Source organism: Vicinamibacterales bacterium (assembly GCA_035699745.1).
Taxonomy (GTDB): domain Bacteria; phylum Acidobacteriota; class Vicinamibacteria; order Vicinamibacterales; family 2-12-FULL-66-21; genus JAICSD01.
This window is the reverse complement of record DASSPH010000047.1, coordinates 39578-59895: the sequence shown is the minus strand read 5'-3', so window position 1 is coordinate 59895 and position 20318 is coordinate 39578. Positions and strand designations below refer to the sequence as shown.

The window sequence follows — 20318 nt, the reverse complement described above, 5'->3', positions numbered from 1 at the left end:
ATGGCGATGATCTCCCGCGATCGGCTCGCCGCCGATCTGCGTGCGCTCGGGCTGCGGCACGGCGACGTGGTGATGACGCACGCGTCGGTCCGAGCCGTCGGGGACGTGGCCGGCGGTCCGGATCAGATCCACCTCGCGATCAAGGACGCGATCACGCCAGACGGGACGCTGATCATGTACGCGAGCTGTCCGCGGTATGTGGACGAAGTCGGGCGGGGCAATCTCACGCCCGCGCAGGAGGCGGATGTGCTCGGCATGCTGCCGGCGTTCGACCCTGCCACCGCGCGCTCGGCGCGCGACAACGGCACCCTGGTCGAGTTCTTCCGCACCTGGCCCGGGTCGCAGGTCAATCCGCATCCGGCGCGCTTGGTCGCCTGGGGCGCCGCCGCCGGCCGCGTGTTCTCGTCGCAGCCGTGGGATTTCGCGTTCGGCGCCGGCTCGCCGCTGGAGCGGTTCGTCGAGCTGGACGGAAAGATTCTGCTGCTCGCGCCGGACCATGACGCGGTCACCTTCCTGCACTACGTCGAGCACGTGGCCGACCTGCCGGACAAGCGCGTCGCCCGCTTCCGCGTTCCGGTGCTCGAGAACGGCGTCCGCGTCTGGCGCGAGATGAAGGAGTACGACACGTCCGCCCAGGGGGCGCACGCCAACTGGCCCGATCGCTTCTTCGCCCGGATCGTCGACACGTATCTCGCCGGGACGCGGAACGGCGGCGGCCTCGTGGGGGATGCGCCGAGCCATCTGCTCTCCGCGCGCGGGCTTCTCGACTTCGCCCGTCCGGTGATGGAGGCAGTCGCACGCGATCGGCGCGCCGCCGACCGGCTCGTGCCGGCGCCGGGTCAGTCCGCGTCCGACTGGCGCAGGACTTCCCGATAGCGCTCGCGCGCCACGTCGAATGCGGCGCGGGCCGCGTCGCGTTCGCGGGCGCGGATGCGCGGCGACTTCTGCGCCCAGCACAGGTCGACCGCCTGCGCGCACCACTCGGCGCTCTTCCGGGACGCGCGAATCTCCTTGCCGTCCACGCGGGCGAAGATCGGGTTGGTGTGCGCGCTGCCGAGGATGCGCAGCGCGATCCAGCTGCTGCGCTCGACCGCGACCTCGAGGCGGACGTCGTGCACCGTGCCGTCCGCGCGGATCCGCTGACGCGCGACCGGTTGGCCGTTCACCACCGCCTCGACGACGGCCTCGCGGGTGCCGGGAACGCGCGCGTGTTCCGGCGTCCAGAACGGACGCCTCGAGGGATCCGGCTTCGCGGCCGGAGCCTGCGACGGCAGCAGGCACGCACAGGCGGCGGTGAGCGTCACACGGGTTCGCGGCCCCACCTGCAGATCGCTGCCGCCGAGCGGAACGCCGTCGGCGGCGAAATCCATCAGGTGCGAGAAGCCGTCCGACACGTAGGTCCGGCCGCGCCGCACCCCCTCGCACCAGCCGTCGTACGACAGCGCGCCGTCCACGCGCACGTAGGAGCGGCCGCCGCCGACGCGCTCGTCGGTGATGCAGGGGAAGTCGGTCTCCCCCGAGATCCGCGCGCGATAGCCGCAATTCAGCGTGTGGTACCAGATGTTCAACTCGTGCGCGTACGGCGTGTCGCACGCCGAGATGAAGTCCACCGCGTCGTGCGTGACGTCGACGATGTACTCGTTGGCGCCGATGCCGTCGAACGGCGGCATCTCGAGATTGGGCAGGGCGTGGCTGTTCACCTGCAGGCCCCAGCCGCTGTGCGCGAATCCCGCGACCGCGCCTTGCCCTTTCGCCCATTTCAGAATCGGCAGATCCCACGACGGCCAGTCTTCGATCTGCCGCGTGTCGGGATAGTCCTGCTCGCGCAGCCGCAGCAGGACGAGATGCCCGCAGTGGCTGGACGGGAACCCGGAGACCTCGAGGTCGTAGCGCAGCAGCGTGGACCTGGTGGAGAGGCGGTGTTCCTTGCCCTCGAAGTACTGCCGCTGATGGTAGTAGCCGGGGCCCCAGTTCAGCACCGCGCCGACGCTCAGCGCCTCTCCCAGGACGTGGCGCATCATGTCTTCCGGCCGCACCCCTTCGGTGGGACTCTCGTAGTGGCTGCAGCCGGCCGCGTGGATGTGATGGTCGCCGGAGTACCACCCGCGCGCCGCCGGATCGATCCAGCGTCTGAGCTGCACGTCGATGGCCGGCGCGCGCACGCCGGGACGAACCTCGATCCGCCGCTGTTCGGTCACGTACTCGGGACCGCGGCCGCACGTCGCCGTGAATTCGCCGGCCGGCAGCCGTATCGTCTCGCCGTCGGCGCGATAGACCTGGCGCTGGAAGAAGAAATCGGGCGCCAGCCGCTTCGAACGCGCCGGATAGACGCGGCCCTGCCGATCCTCGACCAGCAGCGACGCCACCGCGGGCCGGCCGTGCTCGTCCCGCACGCGGATGCCCACGTCCTCGGATGGATCGATGTGGAAGACGATCGCGACCCGGTTGCGGAAACCGATGTCCTCGCTGCCGCTGCCGATCGTGGCGCCGATCTGCGCCTCGCGCCGTCCGCGATCGCGGCTGTAGAGCGTCACCACCCGGTACTCGAGCGGCAGGCCGGACAGCGGCGGCTCGAGCGGCTTCTCGTCGTACATCTCGATCGCCAGCCAGCGATCGAGGACGTCGGCCTGGCGGACGCTGGGCGGCGCCATGGCATTGCCGGTGGCCGGACGATACACCGGGCGCGCCTGCGGGCTCTCGAGCAGCAGCCGCGCCGTGACGCCCGCTTCGTTGCGGACCTTGATCAGAAACGCGCGCCAGCCGTGCTCGGCGAGCCGCGCCTCCGCCGGGCCCCGCGTCACCGAGACGCGCGCCTCCGGATTGATCCGGACCTCGGCGAGACATCGCGACGCGAGCACGCGATCCACCGCGGCGGCGATGGCCGCGGCGTCGCCGCCGTTCTCGGCAGCCGTCAGCGCGGCGATGTCGGCCTCGGCGAACGGCTCGCCGAGCGCGTGCATGGCGTCGAGCACGCGGCGGACCTGCGCGAGCAGCGGCTGCAGCTCGAGGACGTCGGCGTCGGCGCGCACCGCGCGGAGCAGCGGCGCGGCGACCAGCGCGAGCTCGGCAACCTGGCGGAGCAGCGCGCGGCGGCCGATGCGATCGGACATGCGCGCATTCTAGTTCTTGGACGGCGAAATCCAGCGATCGGGATCGTCCGGGGCGGATCCGGCCCCGGCTGCCCGCGGCCACTCCCGGCGCGCGCGGGCACCGGATTTGCTCCGCGTCGGTGCGCCAGACCTGCAGGAGATCCGACCATGAAGACCACACGGCTTTTCGCCCTGGCGCTGTTGTGCGCGTGCGCCGCCGGCGTGCGGCACGCCTCCGCCCAGACGCCCGGCGAACGGCTCGAGGCCGCCGCCAATCTGAGCATGCTGCGGCTGAGCGATGTCTCGGGCGCGCGCGCCGGCCTGGGCGGGCGCCTGACGTTCGACCTGACGCGCCACGTCGCCCTCGAAGGGGAGCTCGCGTTCTATCCCAAGGATCGCATCGCGGGGGTCTTGACCGAAACAGCCGCCGGAAGCTACCGCGTCGTCAGCGAGCGGCGGCGCACCGACGCGCTGTTCGGCGTCAAGGTCGGCGCCCGCTTCGACCGGTTCGGCGTGTTCGGCAAGGCCCGGCCGGGCTTCACGCGCCTTGCCGATCGCGGCACCGCCTGCGAAGGGCCCGGCTGCGCCGTCATCCTGATGCTGATCGCCCCTTATCAGTACCGCACCGAGTTCGCGTTCGATTTCGGCGGCGGCGTCGAAGTTCATCCCACCGCCCGCACCGTCGCGCGCTTCGAGATGGGGGACACGATCATCCGCCACCGCAGCTTTGCCCCGCCGTGCCCGGCGTCGGAGTGCACGACCCACAACCTTTCCACGCGGCTCGGGATCGGATACCGTTTCTAGACGCGTCCGTCGCGCCCGGCCGGAAGCTCGTCGTGGGAGGTGAGGCATGCTTGGCGGCAAGACCTGGGATCAGTGGATCTCGCAGTACGCGCTGAGCCACCAGCATCCCGTCAACCGTTTCTGCCATACGATCGGGATCCCCCTGATCGTGCTCTCGCTGCCGCTCGTCCTGGTGGCGCTCGTCGAGCCGCGCTGGTGGCCGGTGCCGGCGGCGCTGTTCGTCCTCGGATGGATTTTCCAGTTCGTCGGCCACGCGGTGGAAGGCAAGCCGCCCGAGTTCCTGCACGACTGGCGTTTTCTCCTGGTCGGCCTGCGCTGGTGGATCGCCAAGATGCGGGGACGCGCCTAAGTGCCGCCGCCTGGCGCGCGGCCCGCGATCGGGACGCTGGTGCTCCAGCTCGGGCTGGTCGCCACGATCGCGGCGACGGTCGGCTGCGACCGTGTCACCAAGCACGTGGCGACCGCCGCGCTGGCCGGCCGGCCGGCGCGGTCGCTGCTCGCCGATACCATCCGCCTCGGCTACGTGCAGAACGCCGGCGGATTCCTGAGCCTCGGGGCGGATCTGCCCGAGACGGTCCGTACCTCGTTGTTCGTCGTCGCCACCGGCGTGCTCCTGCTCGCGCTCGTCGCCTACGGCATCAGGCTTCGCTGGCGCGGGTGGGCGGCCTTCGGTCTCGCGCTGTTCGTCGCCGGCGGCGTGTCGAACTGGGTCGACCGCGTCCTGCACGGCAGCGTCATCGACTTCATCAACGTCGGCGTCGGTCCGCTGCGCACCGGGGTGTTCAACGTCGCCGACGTCGCGATCCTGCTCGGCGTCGCCATCGTCCTGATCTCGGAGTTCACGCGTCCCTCCATTCGCGTGCGCCCTGATCCGCGCTGAGTCGCGGGGCCGGACGACGAGCGCGCCTCGCGATGACATGAACGCACAAAGATGGCTCGTCGTCGTTCTTCGCATTGCCGGCGTCTTCACGATTGCGGCGTTTCCCGCGATGCTGTTGCCGGTGGACTGGATGGCGTCCACGCACGCGCGGCTCGGCCTGGGTGAGTTCCCGCGCTCCGCGGTCGTCGATTACCTCGCCCGTTCGATTGCGGCGCTCTACGGTTTCCACGGCGTCCTGGTGCTGCTGGTCTCGACCGATCCCGTGCGCTACCGGCCGATCGTCTGGTTCATCGCCGTGATGAACATCGCCTTCGGCGCGATGCTGATCGCGATCGACCTGCACGCCGGTCTGCCGGCGTACTGGACGGCGCTCGAGGGGCCGCCGATCATCGCCTTCGGTCTGGTGATCGCCCTGCTGACGCGCCTGACGTCCGCGTCGTATCCGCCAAGGTGAGCCGCGCGTGCGGCGATTCACGCCTTCCAGGGCGATGGAGGCAGACGTGGAGAGATTTGCAGGGATTGCGGCGGCGCTGGCCGTGGTGGCGGCCTGTTCGTCGCCGGCGTACGCGCAGCCGGCCGGCCGATTCTCGGTCGCCGGCACGGTCGATTACACGCGCATTACCGACGACGAGAGCCTGCTCGGATCCGGCATCGGCGCCGGAGGCGCGCTCGGCTGGCGCCTGACTGATGCGACGGGCGTCGAGATCGAAGTCAGCCGGACGCGCCACGTGCGCGATCTCGGGCTGTTCGCGGTGGCGCACGACGCGCAGGGACGGCTGGAGCCGGTTCCCTACACGGAGCGCTGGGAGGGGACGGCGACGTTCGTCATCGCGTCGGTCGCGCACACGTTCGGGTCCGGCCCGGTGCGCCCCGTCGTGTGGGGAGGCGGCGGGTTCATGACGCATGGCGGCACCGAGCGCGGGCCGAAGGTGGCGCCGCAGGCGCCGCCCGGATTCACGCTGCAGCCCGGGGACGGCGAGACCCGCCGCGGCCCCGGCACGAACGCGGCGGCCGTCGACGGCGGGCTCGGGGTCGACATCCGCGTCGCGCCGCGGGTGACGCTGCGTCCGTTCGCCGGGCTGCGGCTGGCGAATACGCAGAACGTGGGACCGAAGTATCTGGTCCGCACCGGCGTCCGCGTCGAGTTCCGCTGACGGCGGGTCGGGGCCGCTGTTCTGCAAAGGCGGCGGCCCGGGGATAAGATAGCGCCTCGTGATGGGCACTCGACGGGGAATCAACCGGGCGCGGTGGGGCAGTGCGTTCGTGGTGAGCGCGCTGACCGCCGGCGTGCTCGACATCACCTACGCGATCCTGTTCTCGTACTTCCGCAGCGGCACGACGCCGGCGCGGCTGCTGCAGTCGGTGGCGAGCGGCGCCCTCGGCCGCGACGCCTACGCGGGGGGCGCGGCGACCGCCGCGCTCGGCCTCGGCTTCCATTTCCTGATCGCGTTCATCATCACCGCCGTGTTCTTCGCCGCCGCGGCGCGGGTGCCCGCGCTGACCAGCCATCCCGCCGTCACCGGCGCGCTCTACGGGATTGGCGTGTATCTCGTGATGAACTTCGTCGTCATTCCGCTGTCGAAGATCGGGCCGCGGCCGCTGCCGGCGGCGATCGTGGTCGTCACCGGCGTCCTGGTCCACATGTTTCTGATCGGGTTTCCGATTGCGTCGGGCGCCCGGCGCGCGTTCCGCACCGGTTCGTTGCGATAGCCGCCGATGGACGCGTCGCGCGCGCTGCTGCGCCACTTCCTCGCCGCCCTCGCCTACCGGACGCAGAAGGCACTGCGCGGCGCGCCGGCGGATTTCGCCGAGTATCGTGCCGGCCGGCACGTGCGGACGCCGCACGAGCTGGTGTGGCACATGACCGGGGTGATCGGCTACGCGCGCACGATGCTGCGCGGCGGAACCTTCACGCCGCCGCGGCTGGCCACGTTCGAGGAGGAGATTGCCCGCTTTCACGACACGCTGCAGGCGCTGCGCGACGACTTCGCCGACCGCGGGTTGACGGCGGCGATCAGCGACGAGCAGTTCCTGCAGGGTCCGCTGGCGGATGCGATGACGCACGCCGGGCAGCTGGCGATGCTGCGCCGGCTGGCGGGCTCGCCGGTGGCGTCGGAGAATTTCATCTTCGCGGACATCCGGGTGGAGAACGTGGGTCCGGTGCAGGCCGCCCCGGCGGCGCCCGACGACTGGTGGTCGCCGGACCAGCCGCCGCAGCCGCCCGGCGCCCCCGGCCGTCACCGGACGCCGTGATCCGCGCCCGCTGAAATGGGGACTGTCCCCTTTTCCCGAAGCGCGGGCGCGTTTTCCGGCGCAATATCGCGGGTCGCGTTCGTTTTCCGCCTGAATCCGCGCGATTTTTCCCGGAAAAGGGGACAGTCCCTATTTCCCGCGCGCGAGCGTCAGGTTGCGATACTCGATCGGGCCGTGATCGCCCTGCAGCAGCAGGGGACCCGGCTTCCCCTCGTGACTGTCCAGCGCCGCGCCGGTGATCCCCGGAATCTCGCGATCGGCGATGATCGTCGTCCCGTTCAGCGCGACCGTCACGTGGCGGCCGATCAGCGTCACGTCGAACGACTGCCATTCCCCCGGCTTCCTGGCCGCCATGACGCTGGGAGCGAGATAGCCGTAGATCGCGCCGAGGCTGTCGATCTCCGGCTCCGCACCGGCCACGTCGGCGATCTGCACTTCGTAACGCCCGCGCAGGTAGATCCCGCTGTTCCCGCCGGCCGGATAGCGGAACTCCGCGTGCAACTTGAAGTCGTCGAACGTCGCGTCGGTGACGAGATTGCCGCCCGACTTGCGGTTGCGCAGCACGCCTCCCTCAGCCGCCTCCCACTCGTTGCTGCCGCCGACGATGTGCCAGCCGGAGAGATCACGCCCGTTGAACAGCGGAACCGGCGCGTCCCACCGCGGCGCGGACGCGCGCCGCAGCGACGGCGCCCGCACGCCGGTCCATTTCATCGGCGCCCCGCTGCCAATCGCCATCGTCCCGGTCAGCCTGTCGCCACTGAGCGTCCCGCTGACGACGACGTCGCCGTCCACGCGCTCCCACTGCGGCGGAATCGCGAACCGCATCTCGCCGTTCGTGAACTCGACCTTCGCAATCGGACGCGCGCTGCCCGACATGCCGACGAACTGCCCGACCAGCGTGTTGACGCCCGAATGACGCACCTCGAGCCAGGCGCTGCGCTCGCTGCCGTCGGCGCGCTGCACGGTGATGTCCCAGCGGCCGATGATCGGCGGCTGAGTCGGCTGCGGGGAGACGATCGCGGTGAGGGCGACGAGCAGGGCGGGGAGCAGCATGCGCATGCGCGCCATTCTAAAGCCGCTGCGCCCCCGGACGTCCATCCTCGACGAGGAACGAGGCGCGCGTGCGGCGCGGCCCTTCCTTCCGGGTCACGAAGTCGACCACCTGGTAGTCGGCGTGCCACCGCTGCGGCGTCACCGAACACGACACGTAACCGCGCTGGCTGTTGTAGAACTTCACGAACGGGTTCTCCGCCATCACCGCGATCAGCCGCTCGGGCAGATCGGTCCCGTCCCCTCCCGAGGTGATCGAGGTGCCGACGAACTCGGTGCCGACCGTCGGCGACTTCGGGTCGCGGAAATCGACTCGCAGGTCGTTGACCCAGTTGCTGTGGATGTCGCCGGTCAGGACGATGGGATTGGCCGCGCGCCGCCGCGCGAACAGCTCGAGCAGCCGCGTGCGTCCGGCGTCGTAGCCGGACCACTGGTCCATGGAGATCCGCTCCTCGGGGCCGGGGAACTGATCGACGCGCGCCACCATGACCTGCTGCGGCAGCACGTTCCATCGCCGCCGCGATTTGTCGAACGCCTCGAACAGCCACCGCTCCTGCGCGGCGCCGAGCAGCGTCGCCGCGGGATCCGCCGTTCCCGGACAGGGCGGCTTGGTCATGTCGCCGCACGGTTGATCGGTGCGGTACTGGCGCGTGTCGAGCACGAAAAAGGAAGCGAGCTGCCCGTAGGTGAACTGGCGGTACAGCTGGATGTCGGGTCCGGCCGGGACGGACCGGCGGCGCAGCGGCATGTGCTCGTAGTAGGCCTGGTAGGCCGCGGCCCGGCGGGCGAGAAACAGGTCGCGCGGGTCGGTGTTCTCCGAGATGTCCCCGGCGTAGTTGTTGTCGACCTCGTGATCGTCGGGTGTGACGATCCACGGGAACGACGCGTGCGCCGCCTGCAGATCCGGATCCAGTCGGTACTGGGCGTAGCGCTCCCGATAATGCTGCAGCGTCGTCAGTTCGGGGCCATGATGGCGGCGGACCACGTTGTCACGGCCCGGGCCTTCGTAGATGTAGTCCCCGAGGTGGAACACGAGGTCGAGATCCTCGCTGCACATGTGCCGGTAGGCCGTGAAGAAGCCCGTTTCGTAGTGCTGGCACGAGGCGAACGCGAAGCGCAGGCGATTGACGTCGGCGCCGCTCTTCGGCAGCGTCTTCGTGCGGCCGATCGGACTGGTCGCGTCCGCGGCGTGGAAGCGGTACCAGTACCACCGGTCCGGATCGAGTCCCTCTACCTCGGCGTGGACGCTGTGGGCCGCCGCGGCCGACGCGGTCACGCGCCCCTGCCGCAGGATCTTCCGCATCCCTGCGTCTTCGCCGACTTCCCAGGTGACCTCCACCGGTTCGGCGATCCCGCCGCCGTTCAGCGGGTCCGGCGCCAGGCGCGTCCAGAGGACGACACCGTCGTGGGCCGGATCGCCTGACGCCACGCCGAGGGTGAACGGATCGGACGCCCAGCGCACGCGCTCGCGGGCGCGGGGCAGCGCGCCGGCGGCGACGACGGCGATGCCGCCGAGCAGGAACGCGCGTCGATCGACGCGGCCGCGCCACAGGTTGTCGAATGCGAAGGCCGGCTGCTGGTTCATGGCGGGGATGAGCATACGACAACCCCGCGGCTATGATGCTGACGATGACGGAGCGTGTGCGCGCGCTGGCGCGACAGATCTGGGACTACCACCACATGCATCACGTGCTGGCGCCGGCTGACGCCATCCTGGTGCTGTGCAGTTACGACACCGCCGTCGCCGATCGCGGCGCGCAGCTGTTCCTCGACGGCTGGGCGCCGCTGCTGATCTTCGCCGGCGGCCAGGGGGCGATCACCCGCCGGCTGTGGACCGAGCCCGAGGCGGATCGATTCGCGCGCATCGCGATCGAGCGCGGCGTGCCGGCCGAACGGATTCTCATCGAGAACCAGTCGATGAATACCGGGGAGAACGTCGAGTTCACACGGCGTCTACTCGGCGGGCGAGGGCTCGATCCGGCGTCCTTCATCCTCGTGCAGAAGCCGTACATGGAGCGCCGCAGCTACGCGACATTCATGAAGCGGTGGCCGGGCAAGCAGGTGGTCGTGACCTCGCCGCAGGTGCCCTTCGACGAGTATCTGGCGCGCTACTCGAACGCCGCGCTCTCCGAAGCGGAGGTGATCGGCATCATGGTCGGCGATCTGCAGCGGATCCGGGACTATCCGGCGCGCGGTTTCCAGATCCCGCAGGAGATCCCGGCCGACGTGTGGGCCGCGTTCGAGGAGCTCGTCGCGCTCGGCTACGACACGCATCTGTCGCCGTCCCCGTCCCGGGTGCCAGGTCTCTAAACCGGCACATACCGGGGCCAGGTCTCCGTTCGCGACTCGTGACGGCGCGGGTGTGCCCGTTCGCAGACCTGGCACCGCCGGACGCCCGTTCGCAGACCTGGCACCTCCAGACGGCCGTTCGCAGACCTGGCACCGCCGGACGCCCGTTCGCAGACCTGGCACCTCCGGACGCCCGTTCGCAGACCTGGCACCTCCGGGACGCCCGTTCGCAGACCTGGCACCTCCGGGACGGCCGTTCGCAGACCTGGCACCTCCGGGACGCCCGTTCGCAGACTTGGCACCTCCGGGACGGCCGTTCGCAGACCTGGCACCGCCGGACGCCCGTTCGCAGACCTGGCACCGCCGGACGCCCGTCTACAGACCTGGCACCGGCAGGGTCACGACCCGCCCGGTCCGGACGGACTCGTCCGCGGCCAGCACGATCCGCAGGCTCTTCACGGCGTCGTGCATGTGCGCGGTGAGATCGACGTCCTCGGCGATCGCCTTCAGCAGGAAGCGCTGTTCCCGCTCGCACAGCTCGTCGTGGCTCGGCTCGTCCGCCGTCGAGATCCGCTCGTCGGCACGCGCGAACGTGCCGTCCTGCTTCAGCTCGGCATGATGGCGCAGCAGCTGGTTGGTCTGGGTGTGCGCGTTGATGTCGTCCGACTTCACCGAGACCACCCCCTCCGCCAGCACGATCGACACCGAACCGTTCGGGCCGATCACGTCCTTCACGAAGAACGCGGTCTCGCTCATCATCGGGCCCCAGCCCGCCTCGTACCAGCCCACCGACGCATCGTCGAACACCACATGGAGGTGGCCGTAGTTGTACATGCCCGCCGGGAGATCGTCGGTCAGCCGCGCGCCGACGGCATGGACCGAGCGCGGATTGGCCCTTGTGATCTGACACCAGATGTCGACGTAATGGACGCCGCAGTCGACGATCGGCGAGAGGCTGTTGAGCAGGTTCTTGTGAGTCTGCCACTGCGCGCCGCTCGACTGCTGATTCAGGTTCATGCGGAACACCAGCGGCGTGCCGAGCGTGCGGGCGAGCTCGATGAACTGCAGCCACGACGGATGATGCCGGAGGATGTAGCCGATCACCAGCTTCCGCTTCGTCCGCGCCGCCGTCTCGACCACCCGCTCCGCTTCGGCGACGGTTTCGGCGAGCGGCTTCTCGACGAAGACGTGCGCGCCGGCCTCCATCGCCTTGACGGCGTACTCGGCGTGGGTGTCGGGAAACGTGTTGATCGACACCACGTCCGGCTTCGTCGCCGCGAGCGCCTCGTCGAACGAGGTGAACGCGGGGACGCCGGCGATCTCGGGCGGCCGCAGCATCGTCTTCACCCGCCGCGCGCACACGCCGGCGATGGTGGCGCCGGGGAGCCTGGCGTAGGCACGCGCGTGGCTGAGTCCCATGTTGCCGAGGCCGACGACGAGAACGCGCTGCGGAGTCACGGCGTCATAATCTCACGGAGGGTTCACCGATGCCCATCATCGCGTCCATTCGCGGCGAGTTCGAACGCTATAAAGCGCTCGCCGAAGCCGCGATCGCCCAGCTCGACGAGCCCGAGCTGTCCCGCATACCGGCCGAAGACGGCAACTCGATTGCGACCGTCTGCTGGCACGTGGCGGGAAATCTGCAGTCGCGCTTCACCGAGTTCCTCACCAGCGACGGCGAAAAGCCGTGGCGCCGCCGCGACGAGGAGTTCGAGCCGCGGCCGGTGTCGCGCGCGGAGCTGCTCGCGAAATGGGAGGCAGGCTGGGCGGTGCTGCTCGGCGCGCTGTCCGAGCTGAACGACTCGCAGCTCGATCGCCCGATCACCATCCGCGGCCAGGGCATGCGCGTCGACGAGGCTCTCCATCGCGCGCTCGCGCACACCGCCTACCACTGCGGCCAGATCGTGGTGCTGGCGAAGCACGCGCGCGGCGCCGCCTGGCGGTCGCTCAGCATCCCGCGCGGCCAGTCGGACGCCTTCAACAAGAATCCGTCGCGGCAACTGGCGGGCGAGCACGCGCGCGGGCTTCGCGAGCGGCGCTAGCGTCCGGCCCGGTCCAGCCCCGCCTTTTCGCGCAGCTCGTCGATCCGCTTCGACGCGTCGGCCTTCGTCAGCTCGTCGTCGGCCGCGTCGGCCGGTTCGCCCGCCTGCGCCGCCAGAGTCTCGAGGTAGGACCGCTGCGACGGCGTCGCCGGATCGTCGCCCGTCTTCCACTCGTCGGGATGTTTGATGGTCGAGTCGTCCGTCTGATTCTTCATCTGGTCTCCTGGGGACGGTCGAAGCACACCGCGTGCCGAAGAAACAGCGAAACGATCGGCCGAGCTGCCGGCGTCGCGCGCGGTGCTAACGTAGGCCCGACATTCTCGAGCCGAAAGGACCTGGACGATGAACGAGATCGATATCGCGGCGCTGCAGCGGGCCGCGGGAGGACGCTGATGCGGGACGCGGGCCGGCTGATCGCGTGGGTGGTGATGCTCCTCCTTCCCGCAGCCGCCTTTGCGGGACAGCAGCCGCCGCCCATGCCGATTCAGGACGGACAACTCCTTCCGCTGTGGCCCGGCGGCGCGCCGGGTGCGCAGGGCGCCGCAGACAGCGACGTGCCCGCCATCACCGTGTACCTCCCGCGCACCATGGCGCCGGGCACGCCGGCGATGATCGTCTGTCCGGGCGGCGGATATGGTGGGCTGGCCGCGAACCACGAAGGACGGCAGGTCGCCAATTTCCTCAACTCGCTCGGCATGGCGGCGTTCGTCCTGCGGTACCGGCTCGGACCGAAGTACCACCATCCGATTCAGCTCGGCGACGCGCAGCGCGCCATTCGCACCGTCCGGGCGAAAGCGGCGGAGTGGCGGATCGATCCGGCGCGGATCGGCATCATGGGCTTCTCCGCCGGCGGACATCTCGCGATGACGGCGAGTACGCTGTTCGACGCCGGCGCCACCGACGCGCCCGATCCGATCGATCGCGCCGGCAGCCGGCCGGACTTCGCCGTGCTGGGCTACCCGGTGATCTCGATGACGGCGTCCTGGACGCATCAGGGATCGAAGCGCAACCTGCTCGGCGACGCGCCCGACGCCGACGTCGCGTCGAAGCTCTCCGGCGAGAAGGCGGTAACGAAGGACACGCCGCCGACGTTCATCTTCCAGACCAACCAGGACACGGCCGTGCCGGCGGAGAACAGCGTCCATTACTACCTCGCGCTGCGGCAGGCCGGCGTGCCGGCAGAGATGCACATCTTCGAGCGCGGCCCTCACGGCGTCGGTCTGGCCAACAACGATCCGGCGCTGTCCGCCTGGTCGAACCTGCTCGCCAACTGGCTCCGCGGCCGCGGCGCGATCAAGTAGGCACTCGATCCATGCCTGCCGTTCGTCACGTCGACGCGAAAGCCGGCGACATCGTGCTGCTCGCCGGGACCATGAAGGGGGCGTTCATCCTGCGCAGCGATGCCGCGCGCCGCGCGTGGGACGTCGGCGGCCCGTACTTCCCCGGCCACGAGGTCTACGCGATCGGCTGCGATCGCCGCGCGGGACGCGCGCGGATCTGGGCCGGGCCGAACAGCATGCATTGGGGCGGGCTGCTGCGCTGCAGCGACGACTTCGGCCGCACCTGGACCGAGCCGGAGACCGCGAACGTCAAGTTCCCGGAAGGGACCGGAGCGTCGCTGACGCGGATCTGGCAGATCGTGCCGGGGCGCGACAGCGAGCCGGACACGCTGTACTGCGGCGTCGAACCGGCGGCGTTGTTCGCGTCGCGCGACGCCGGCGCGACGTGGTCGCTGGTCGACGGTCTGTGGAACCATCCGCATCGCGCGAAGTGGCAGCCGGGAGGCGGCGGGCTCTGCCTGCACACCATCTTCCTCGACCCGGAGCGCCCGGCGCGTATGGGCGTCGCGATTTCCACCGGCGGGGTGTATCTCACGGACGATGGCGGCGGGATCTGGCGCGCGTCGAACAAGGGCGTCCGCGCCGATTTCCTGCCCGACAAGCATCCCGAGTTCGGCCAGTGCGTGCACAAGGTCGCGCAGTCGCGGTCCAGGCCCGATCGCCTGTTCCTGCAGAACCACTGGGGGCTGTATCGCAGCGACGATCGCGGCGAGACGTGGGCCGACATCGCCAACGGGGTGCCGTCCGACTTCGGCTTCCCCATGGCGATCCATCCGTCCGACCCGGACTGCGCGTGGATCGTGCCGCTCGAATCGGACGCGTTCCGCTGCACGCCGGAAGGAAAGCTGCGCGTCTATCGCACCCGCGACGCCGGCGCGTCGTGGCAGCCGCTGTCCGACGGGCTGCCGCAGGAGGGCGCCTACGAAACCGTCCTGCGCGATGCGCTCGCCGTCGACACCCTCGGCCGGACCGGCGTGTATTTCGGGACGCGCAGCGGGAAGCTGTTCGGATCGGCGGACGAAGGGGAGACCTGGATGACGATCGCCGAAGGGCTCCCGCCGGTGGTGGCGGTGAAGACCGCGGTGATCTGATGCCGGTCGTGTTCATGATTCCGGGCGCGCTGCGCGAGCTGGCTGCGGGCCGCTCGGAGGTCCCCGTCGACGCGCCCGCCGGTCCGCTGTCGGCAGCGCTCGCCCGGCTCTGGGCGGAGTGCCCGGGCATCCGCGACCGTGTCATCACCGAGGCCGGCCGCGTGCGGCCGCACATCAACATCTTCGTCGACGGCGAGAACATCCGCGACGCCGGCGGCCTGGAAACGCCCGTCGGCGCCGACGCCGAAGTCTTCATCCTGCCTGCGGTCAGCGGCGGCTGAGGATTGCCGTTGGTTTTGGTCCCCGAAATGCGCGGGATCCCGCTATACTGCAGGCCCACAACACGCAGGAGCCATCATGCTGGTACGTTCGCGTCTGCGGCGGCGGTCCCTCGGCGTCGTGCTCCTCGTGCTGCTGTCGACCGAGACCGCCTCGGCCCAGCAGACCGCCGCGAAACCGGCGGCGGCTCCGAAGAAGAATCCGCTCGCCAAGCTCGTGGAGCCGTGGCCGACGCCGGAAAAGATGGCGGAGCGGAAGCGCGAGGCGGAGTCCGATCCGCTGTTCGTGTCAGACGAGCCGCTCGAGGTGACGCTCGTCGCCGACTTCAAGGCGATCAACCGCGATCGCAATCCCGAGAGCAAGACCGCCTTTCCCGGCACGCTGCGCATGGGGGATGCCAGCATCCCGGCGACGATCAACGCGCGCGGCCACCTGCGCCGCATGGCGCGGACGTGTGATTACGTCCCGCTGCGCGTCGCGTTCGAGAAGAAGGACGTCAAGGGGACCCTGTTCGCGCGGCAGGACGCGGTGAAGCTGGTCGTCCAGTGCGCCGGGGGGCGCGATTACGAGCAGTACATCCTGCGCGAGCACCTGGCGTATCGCGTGTTCAACGTGATCACGCCGAACTCGTTCCGCGCCCGGCTCGCGCGGATCACCTACGTCGACGCGGCGACGGGCAAGGGACTGGGCACCCGGTCCGGGATGTTCCTCGAGGACGAGTCGAGCGTCGCCCGCCGCATGGAAGGGCGGGTGGTCGAACTGCCGCGCCTGCGATTCGACGACCTCAGCACCGACACGCTGATGCCGATGATGATCTTCCAGTACATGATCGGCAACACCGACTACTCGATCTACGCGCTGCACAACGTCCGGATCGTGCAGCGGCCGGACAAGTCGCTGCATCCGGTTCCGTACGACTTCGACGTGTCCGGGCTGGTGAATCCGCCGTACGGCATCCCGGCGCGGGCGTTGATGATCAAGTCGGTCACCGAGCGGATGTACCGCGGGCCGTGCCGGCCGCAGAGCATCGTCGACCCGTACGTCGCCAACTTCGTGGCGAAGAAGGACATCGTGCGCGCGCTGCCCGACAGCATTCCCGGCTTCGAGCGCGGCGTCCGCGACACGGTCCGCTCGTTCATCGACAGCTTCTATTCCTCGATCAAGTCCCCCAAGGACGTCCGCGGCCTCTTCGTCAACTGCAGTCCCAAGTCGACGATGTAGCCACCCGCCGTTGACCGCTCCCACCTCGGCCGACTACAGTTAGGACGGGCACCGGAAGTGCGTCCGCTTCCGGTGGGAGGAGGATCAATGAGTCGTGTTGTACAGCGCCTGCTGGTGCTGGCGCTGGTGGTGTGTGCGTTTTCGAACAGTGCGTTCGCGCAGGGGAGCGGCACGACGTCGCTGTCCGGCGTGGTTACCGATACCGGCGGCGGCGTAATTCCCGGCGCAACGGTAGTCGTCAAGAATGATGCGACGGGCGTCACCTACGAAACGGTGTCCTCGTCCACGGGCGCCTTCAGCGTCCCGTCCCTCGACCCGGGTACCTATACCGCCACCGTCTCCCTCTCGGGATTCAAGACGTCGGTCATCAGCAACATCCGTCTTCTCACGGCGACGCCGGCCAGCATCGACGTCAAGCTCGATGTCGGCGCGCTCACCGAGACGGTGGAAGTACGGGCATCGTCCACCCTCGTGCAGACGCAGTCGTCGGCGGTCACCTCGACGATGGCGGTCGAGCAGCTGAAGCAGCTGCCGCTCGTCTCGCGCAACGCGCTGTATTCGCTGGCGTTCCTGCCCGGCGTCGAAACCGCCGGCGGGCCGCGCGGCGCGGTCATCAGCGGCCTCCCGAACAACACCGTCAACATCACCATCGACGGCATCAGCACCGGCAACCAGTTCCAGAACACCGACGGGTTCTTCTCGATGGTCACGCCGCGTCTCGACGCGATCGAGGAAATCACCGTCACCGGCGCCACGCCCGGCGCGGGCAGCGGCAACGGCTCGACGCAGGTCGCGTTCACCACCCGCTCGGGCACCAACGAGTTCAACGGCAGCGTCTATGACACCATCCGCGACCCGCGGCTGAACTCCAACTACTACTTCAACCGGATCAACGGGCTCCAGAAGAACCAGGTCAAGCTGCAGACCTACGGCGGCCGCCTCGGCGGTCCGATCGTCATTCCCGGTCTCTACGACGGGCACAACAAGGCGTTCTTCTTCTTCAACATGGAGCATCAGTATCAGCCGAGCTCGGCGACGCGCACGCGCACGATCCTGAATCCCGATGCGCAGAACGGCCTCTTCGCCTACACCTCGGGCGGGCAGACCCGTACGGTGAACCTGTACACGCTCGCGGCGGCGAACGGCCAGACCGCGACGCCGGATCCGTTCATCCTCAACCTGCTCGGGCAGATCCGCCAGAGCACGACGACCACCGGATCGGTGACGACGCCGGCGGGGCAGACCAACCTGCAGAACTTCGTCTACCAGGCGACGTCGTCGAACAACCAGTACGCGCCGACGACGCGCATCGACTACAACCTGACGGACAACCATCGTCTGGGCGGCAGCTACCTGTTCCAGCGGTTCCTGAGCAAGCCGGACCTGCTGAACAACGCGGAACCGCCGTTCCCCGGGTTCCCGAACCAGGGCTTCCAGACGTCGTGGCGCACCGTCGGCTCGCTGTGGATGCGTTCGACGCTGTCGTCGAAGATGGTCAACGAGCTGCGCGGCGGCTGGCAGACATCGCCGAACAACTTCTTCGGCAACATCAGCCGCGACATGTTCGACTACCAGGGCGGGTTCCTGCTGAACTTCCCGACCATCACGGACCCCGGCGCCAACAACAACCCGGCGCCGCGCAACACGCCGAACTACAACATCGAAGACACGCTCAGCCTGCAGCGCGGCTCGCACAGCTTCTCGCTGGGCGGTTCGTACCAGCGCACCGAGCACCGCCAGAACAGCAAGAACCTCGTGCCGCAGCTCGATTTCGGCGTCGATCAGACGTTCGATCCGGCGAACGCGATGTTCACGACCGCGAACTTCCCGGGCGCGTCGAACAACGTGCTCACCGAGGCGCGGAACATCTACGCCATCCTCACCGGCCGGATCACCAGCGTGACCGGCACGGCGCGTCTCGACGCGAACACGAACAAGTACGTGTATCTCGGCAACCTGTATCAGGTGGCGCGGATGGACTCGTTCGACCTCTTCGCGCAGGACTCGTGGCGCATGACGCCGACCTTCACCGTCAACTACGGCGTGCGGTACGACGTGCAGCTGCCGTTCAGCCCGGTCACCAGGACGTGGTCGACGTCGACGCTGGCGGATCTGTGCGGCCGGTCGGGTGTCGGCAACGGACCGGCGGGACGCTCGTGCAACCTGTTCCAGCCCGGCATCAATCCCGCCGGCGCGGTGAACGCGCCGACGTACCTGCTGTTCGAGCCGGGCAGCCATGCCGTGCCGACCGACTGGAACAACGTCGGTCCGAACGCCGGCGTGGCGTGGCGTCCGAACGTGCAGGGCGGCTGGCTGCGGACGCTGCTCGGCGATCCGGAACAGGCGACGCTGCGCGGCGGCTACTCGATGACCTTCGGTCTCGAGCGCATGCAGCGCTTCACCGACATCTACGGCGGCAACCCGGGCGGCACCACAGTCGCGAGTCGCAACTACACGACGGGGTTCCCGATCGGGACGGCGCCGTTGCTGTTCCGCGAGCAGAACCGTCTCGGTCCGCCGGCGTTCTCGACCGAGCCGGTGTACCCGCTGCTGGCGACGGCAGCGAACAACCTGAACATCTTCGACCCGAACATCAAGACTCCCTACGTCCACCAGTTCTCCGCCGGCTTCCAGCGCTCGATCGGGCGCGACATGGCGCTCGAAGTGCGCTACGTCGGCAACCGCAACAAGAACGCCTGGACGACGGAGAACTGGAACGCCGAGGAGAACATCTTCGAGACCGGGTTCCTGAACGAGTTCAAGCTGGCGCAGCAGAACATCGCGGCGAACGTGGCGGCCGGCCGGGGCGCGACCTTCCGCTACTTCGGCCCGGGCACCGGCACCTCGCCGCTGCCGATCTACCTCGCGTACTTCAGCGGCGTGCCCGCGTCGCAGGCGGGCGATCCGGCGCGCTACACGTCGGCGAACTTCTCGAACACGGCGTGGACCGGCCACCTCAGCACCTACGAGGCCGATCCGCAGGACGCGGCGAACGATCTGCACGCCAACACGACGTTCCGCGGCAACGCGATCAGCGCCGGCCTGCCGGCGAACTTCTTCGTGATGAACCCGGCGGTCAACGCGGCGCAGATCACCCGTTCGCTGGCCGGGACCAAGTACGATTCGCTGCAGGTCGATCTGCGGCGCCGCTTCTCGCGCGGCTTCCTGATCAACATGAACTACACGTTCGCGAAGCGTCAGGGCTCGTCGCTCCAGTCGCTGCGCCAGGAGCGCATCTACCTCGAGGACACCCAGGTGCCGCACGCGTTCAAGACGCAGTGGACCTGGCAGATCCCGGTCGGCCGCGATCGCCGCTTCGGGACCGGCATGAACTCGGCGCTCAACGCCATCCTCGGCAACTGGGAGTTCTCCGGCACCGGCCGGCTGCAGCGCCAGCTGTTCGATCTCGGCAGCGTCAAGCTGTTCGGGATGACGAAGGACGAACTGCAGAAGGCGTTCAAGATCCGCACCGTGCGGTCGGACGCGGGAACCATCACCGTGTTCAACTTCCCGCAGGACATCGTCGACAACACGCGCCGCGCGTTCAATACCGACGCCGGTTCGGCGACCGGGTACGGCGGCGACGGGCCGCCCACCGGCCGCTACATCGGCCCGGCCTCGGACGCGAACTGCATCGCGCTGTATGCGGGTGATTGCGGCGCGGCGAAGCAGGTGCTGCTCCTGGGCCCGGTGTTCTCGCGCTGGGACATGCGGCTGAACAAGCGGTTCCCGTTCGGCCCGAAGACCTCGTTCGAACTCGGCTTCGAGGTGCTGAACGTGTTCGACAACATCAACTTCAACTACGCCACCAATCCGAGCCCGAACACGTCGGCGGACACGTTCCGCGTGACGTCGGCCTACACCGACATCAACACGACGTTCGATCCGGGCGGCCGCATCGGCCAGCTGGTACTCCGCTTCAGCTGGTAACGCCGCGTCAGTGAGCCCGGCCTGAGGCCGGGCGTGCTGAACGACACGCA

At 69.2% G+C, this 20318-nt stretch carries 20 protein-coding genes; 15 read left to right on the top strand and 5 right to left on the bottom strand.

All coding sequences use genetic code 11. The annotated features are described in order from the left end of the window. Nucleotides 1–876 carry an AAC(3) family N-acetyltransferase gene (locus VFK57_10100; protein ID HET7696048.1) on the top strand — a complete coding sequence of 292 codons (876 nt, stop codon included), beginning with the start codon at nt 1–3 and terminating at the stop codon, nt 874–876. Here VFK57_10100 and VFK57_10095 read toward each other — a convergent pair. Next, the gene (locus VFK57_10095; protein HET7696047.1) at nt 840–3110 is read right to left on the bottom strand and encodes a CehA/McbA family metallohydrolase; all 2271 of its coding nucleotides are present in this window, start codon (nt 3108–3110) and stop codon (nt 840–842) included. The two genes, VFK57_10100 and VFK57_10095, sit on opposite strands and share 37 nt — an antisense overlap. A 147-nt stretch (nt 3111–3257) precedes the next feature. Between VFK57_10095 and VFK57_10090 the strand changes: the two genes are divergently transcribed. From VFK57_10090 to VFK57_10060, 7 genes are all read left to right on the top strand, one after another. Beyond that, entirely contained in the window at nt 3258–3893 is a 636-nt protein-coding gene (locus tag VFK57_10090) for an outer membrane beta-barrel protein (GenBank protein ID HET7696046.1), read from the top strand. Between the two features lie 46 nt (nt 3894–3939). Further along, the gene (locus tag VFK57_10085; GenBank protein ID HET7696045.1) at nt 3940–4242 is read left to right on the top strand and encodes a DUF962 domain-containing protein; all 303 of its coding nucleotides are present in this window, start codon (nt 3940–3942) and stop codon (nt 4240–4242) included. Further along, a complete protein-coding gene (locus VFK57_10080) occupies nt 4243–4773 on the top strand; it encodes a signal peptidase II (GenBank protein HET7696044.1) in 531 nt (176 codons plus the stop codon). A gap of 37 nt (nt 4774–4810) precedes the next feature. Next, nucleotides 4811–5227: a hypothetical protein gene (locus VFK57_10075; GenBank protein ID HET7696043.1), complete on the top strand. Its 417-nt coding sequence runs from the start codon at nt 4811–4813 to the stop codon at nt 5225–5227. A gap of 46 nt (nt 5228–5273) precedes the next feature. After that, nucleotides 5274–5927: a hypothetical protein gene (locus VFK57_10070; GenBank protein HET7696042.1), complete on the top strand. Its 654-nt coding sequence runs from the start codon at nt 5274–5276 to the stop codon at nt 5925–5927. Between the two features lie 61 nt (nt 5928–5988). Beyond that, nucleotides 5989–6483, top strand: a complete 495-nt coding sequence (locus VFK57_10065; protein ID HET7696041.1) for a hypothetical protein — start codon at nt 5989–5991, stop codon at nt 6481–6483. A gap of 6 nt (nt 6484–6489) precedes the next feature. Further along, entirely contained in the window at nt 6490–7026 is a 537-nt protein-coding gene (locus VFK57_10060; GenBank protein HET7696040.1) for a hypothetical protein, read from the top strand. A gap of 129 nt (nt 7027–7155) precedes the next feature. Here the strand turns inward: VFK57_10060 and VFK57_10055 are convergent, their stop codons facing one another. Together VFK57_10055 and VFK57_10050 are read right to left on the bottom strand one after the other, a co-directional pair. Beyond that, nucleotides 7156–8085, bottom strand: coding sequence for a DUF1080 domain-containing protein (locus tag VFK57_10055; protein ID HET7696039.1), 930 nt, complete (start codon nt 8083–8085; stop codon nt 7156–7158). A gap of 10 nt (nt 8086–8095) precedes the next feature. Then, nucleotides 8096–9676, bottom strand: a complete 1581-nt coding sequence (locus VFK57_10050) for an alkaline phosphatase D family protein (protein ID HET7696038.1) — start codon at nt 9674–9676, stop codon at nt 8096–8098. Between the two features lie 29 nt (nt 9677–9705). Here VFK57_10050 and VFK57_10045 point away from each other — a divergent pair, with 29 nt between their 5' ends. Further along, nucleotides 9706–10386, top strand: a complete 681-nt coding sequence (locus VFK57_10045; GenBank protein ID HET7696037.1) for a YdcF family protein — start codon at nt 9706–9708, stop codon at nt 10384–10386. Between the two features lie 354 nt (nt 10387–10740). Here the strand turns inward: VFK57_10045 and VFK57_10040 are convergent, their stop codons facing one another. Next, complete coding sequence (locus VFK57_10040) at nt 10741–11823, bottom strand: Gfo/Idh/MocA family oxidoreductase (protein ID HET7696036.1); 1083 nt, start codon at nt 11821–11823, stop codon at nt 10741–10743. 29 nt (nt 11824–11852) lie between these two features. Here VFK57_10040 and VFK57_10035 point away from each other — a divergent pair, with 29 nt between their 5' ends. Next, entirely contained in the window at nt 11853–12407 is a 555-nt protein-coding gene (locus tag VFK57_10035; protein ID HET7696035.1) for a DinB family protein, read from the top strand. Here VFK57_10035 and VFK57_10030 read toward each other — a convergent pair. Beyond that, nucleotides 12404–12622, bottom strand: a complete 219-nt coding sequence (locus tag VFK57_10030) for a DUF3072 domain-containing protein (protein ID HET7696034.1) — start codon at nt 12620–12622, stop codon at nt 12404–12406. The two genes, VFK57_10035 and VFK57_10030, sit on opposite strands and share 4 nt — an antisense overlap. Before the next feature lie 177 nt (nt 12623–12799). Here VFK57_10030 and VFK57_10025 point away from each other — a divergent pair, with 177 nt between their 5' ends. The 5 genes from VFK57_10025 (at nt 12800) to VFK57_10005 (ending at nt 20268) form a co-directional block, all read left to right on the top strand. Continuing rightward, a complete protein-coding gene (locus VFK57_10025; protein ID HET7696033.1) occupies nt 12800–13708 on the top strand; it encodes an alpha/beta hydrolase in 909 nt (302 codons plus the stop codon). Nucleotides 13709–13719: 11 nt separating this feature from the next. Further along, entirely contained in the window at nt 13720–14838 is a 1119-nt protein-coding gene (locus tag VFK57_10020; GenBank protein ID HET7696032.1) for a hypothetical protein, read from the top strand. Next, nucleotides 14838–15119 carry a ubiquitin-like small modifier protein 1 gene (locus tag VFK57_10015; protein HET7696031.1) on the top strand — a complete coding sequence of 94 codons (282 nt, stop codon included), beginning with the start codon at nt 14838–14840 and terminating at the stop codon, nt 15117–15119. Before VFK57_10020 ends, VFK57_10015 begins: the two co-directional genes overlap by 1 nt. Before the next feature lie 76 nt (nt 15120–15195). Continuing rightward, the gene (locus VFK57_10010; GenBank protein ID HET7696030.1) at nt 15196–16338 is read left to right on the top strand and encodes a hypothetical protein; all 1143 of its coding nucleotides are present in this window, start codon (nt 15196–15198) and stop codon (nt 16336–16338) included. Between the two features lie 87 nt (nt 16339–16425). Further along, a complete protein-coding gene (locus VFK57_10005; GenBank protein ID HET7696029.1) occupies nt 16426–20268 on the top strand; it encodes a TonB-dependent receptor in 3843 nt (1280 codons plus the stop codon). Nucleotides 20269–20318 lie beyond the last annotated feature (50 nt).

Bases quoted from the DNA above. Each gene is read 5' to 3' on its own strand.
- VFK57_10100 (HET7696048.1), top strand. From the start codon at position 1: ATGGCGATGATCTCCCGCGATCGGCTCGCCGCCGATCTGCGTGCGCTC.
- VFK57_10095 (HET7696047.1), bottom strand. From the start codon at position 3,110: ATGTCCGATCGCATCGGCCGCCGCGCGCTGCTCCGCCAGGTTGCCGAG.
- VFK57_10090 (HET7696046.1), top strand. From the start codon at position 3,258: ATGAAGACCACACGGCTTTTCGCCCTGGCGCTGTTGTGCGCGTGCGCC.
- VFK57_10085 (HET7696045.1), top strand. From the start codon at position 3,940: ATGCTTGGCGGCAAGACCTGGGATCAGTGGATCTCGCAGTACGCGCTG.
- VFK57_10075 (HET7696043.1), top strand. From the start codon at position 4,811: ATGAACGCACAAAGATGGCTCGTCGTCGTTCTTCGCATTGCCGGCGTC.
- VFK57_10065 (HET7696041.1), top strand. From the start codon at position 5,989: ATGGGCACTCGACGGGGAATCAACCGGGCGCGGTGGGGCAGTGCGTTC.
- VFK57_10060 (HET7696040.1), top strand. From the start codon at position 6,490: ATGGACGCGTCGCGCGCGCTGCTGCGCCACTTCCTCGCCGCCCTCGCC.
- VFK57_10055 (HET7696039.1), bottom strand. From the start codon at position 8,085: ATGCGCATGCTGCTCCCCGCCCTGCTCGTCGCCCTCACCGCGATCGTC.
- VFK57_10050 (HET7696038.1), bottom strand. From the start codon at position 9,676: ATGCTCATCCCCGCCATGAACCAGCAGCCGGCCTTCGCATTCGACAAC.
- VFK57_10045 (HET7696037.1), top strand. From the start codon at position 9,706: ATGACGGAGCGTGTGCGCGCGCTGGCGCGACAGATCTGGGACTACCAC.
- VFK57_10035 (HET7696035.1), top strand. From the start codon at position 11,853: ATGCCCATCATCGCGTCCATTCGCGGCGAGTTCGAACGCTATAAAGCG.
- VFK57_10030 (HET7696034.1), bottom strand. From the start codon at position 12,622: ATGAAGAATCAGACGGACGACTCGACCATCAAACATCCCGACGAGTGG.
- VFK57_10025 (HET7696033.1), top strand. From the start codon at position 12,800: ATGCGGGACGCGGGCCGGCTGATCGCGTGGGTGGTGATGCTCCTCCTT.
- VFK57_10020 (HET7696032.1), top strand. From the start codon at position 13,720: ATGCCTGCCGTTCGTCACGTCGACGCGAAAGCCGGCGACATCGTGCTG.
- VFK57_10015 (HET7696031.1), top strand. From the start codon at position 14,838: ATGCCGGTCGTGTTCATGATTCCGGGCGCGCTGCGCGAGCTGGCTGCG.
- VFK57_10010 (HET7696030.1), top strand. From the start codon at position 15,196: ATGCTGGTACGTTCGCGTCTGCGGCGGCGGTCCCTCGGCGTCGTGCTC.
- VFK57_10005 (HET7696029.1), top strand. From the start codon at position 16,426: ATGAGTCGTGTTGTACAGCGCCTGCTGGTGCTGGCGCTGGTGGTGTGT.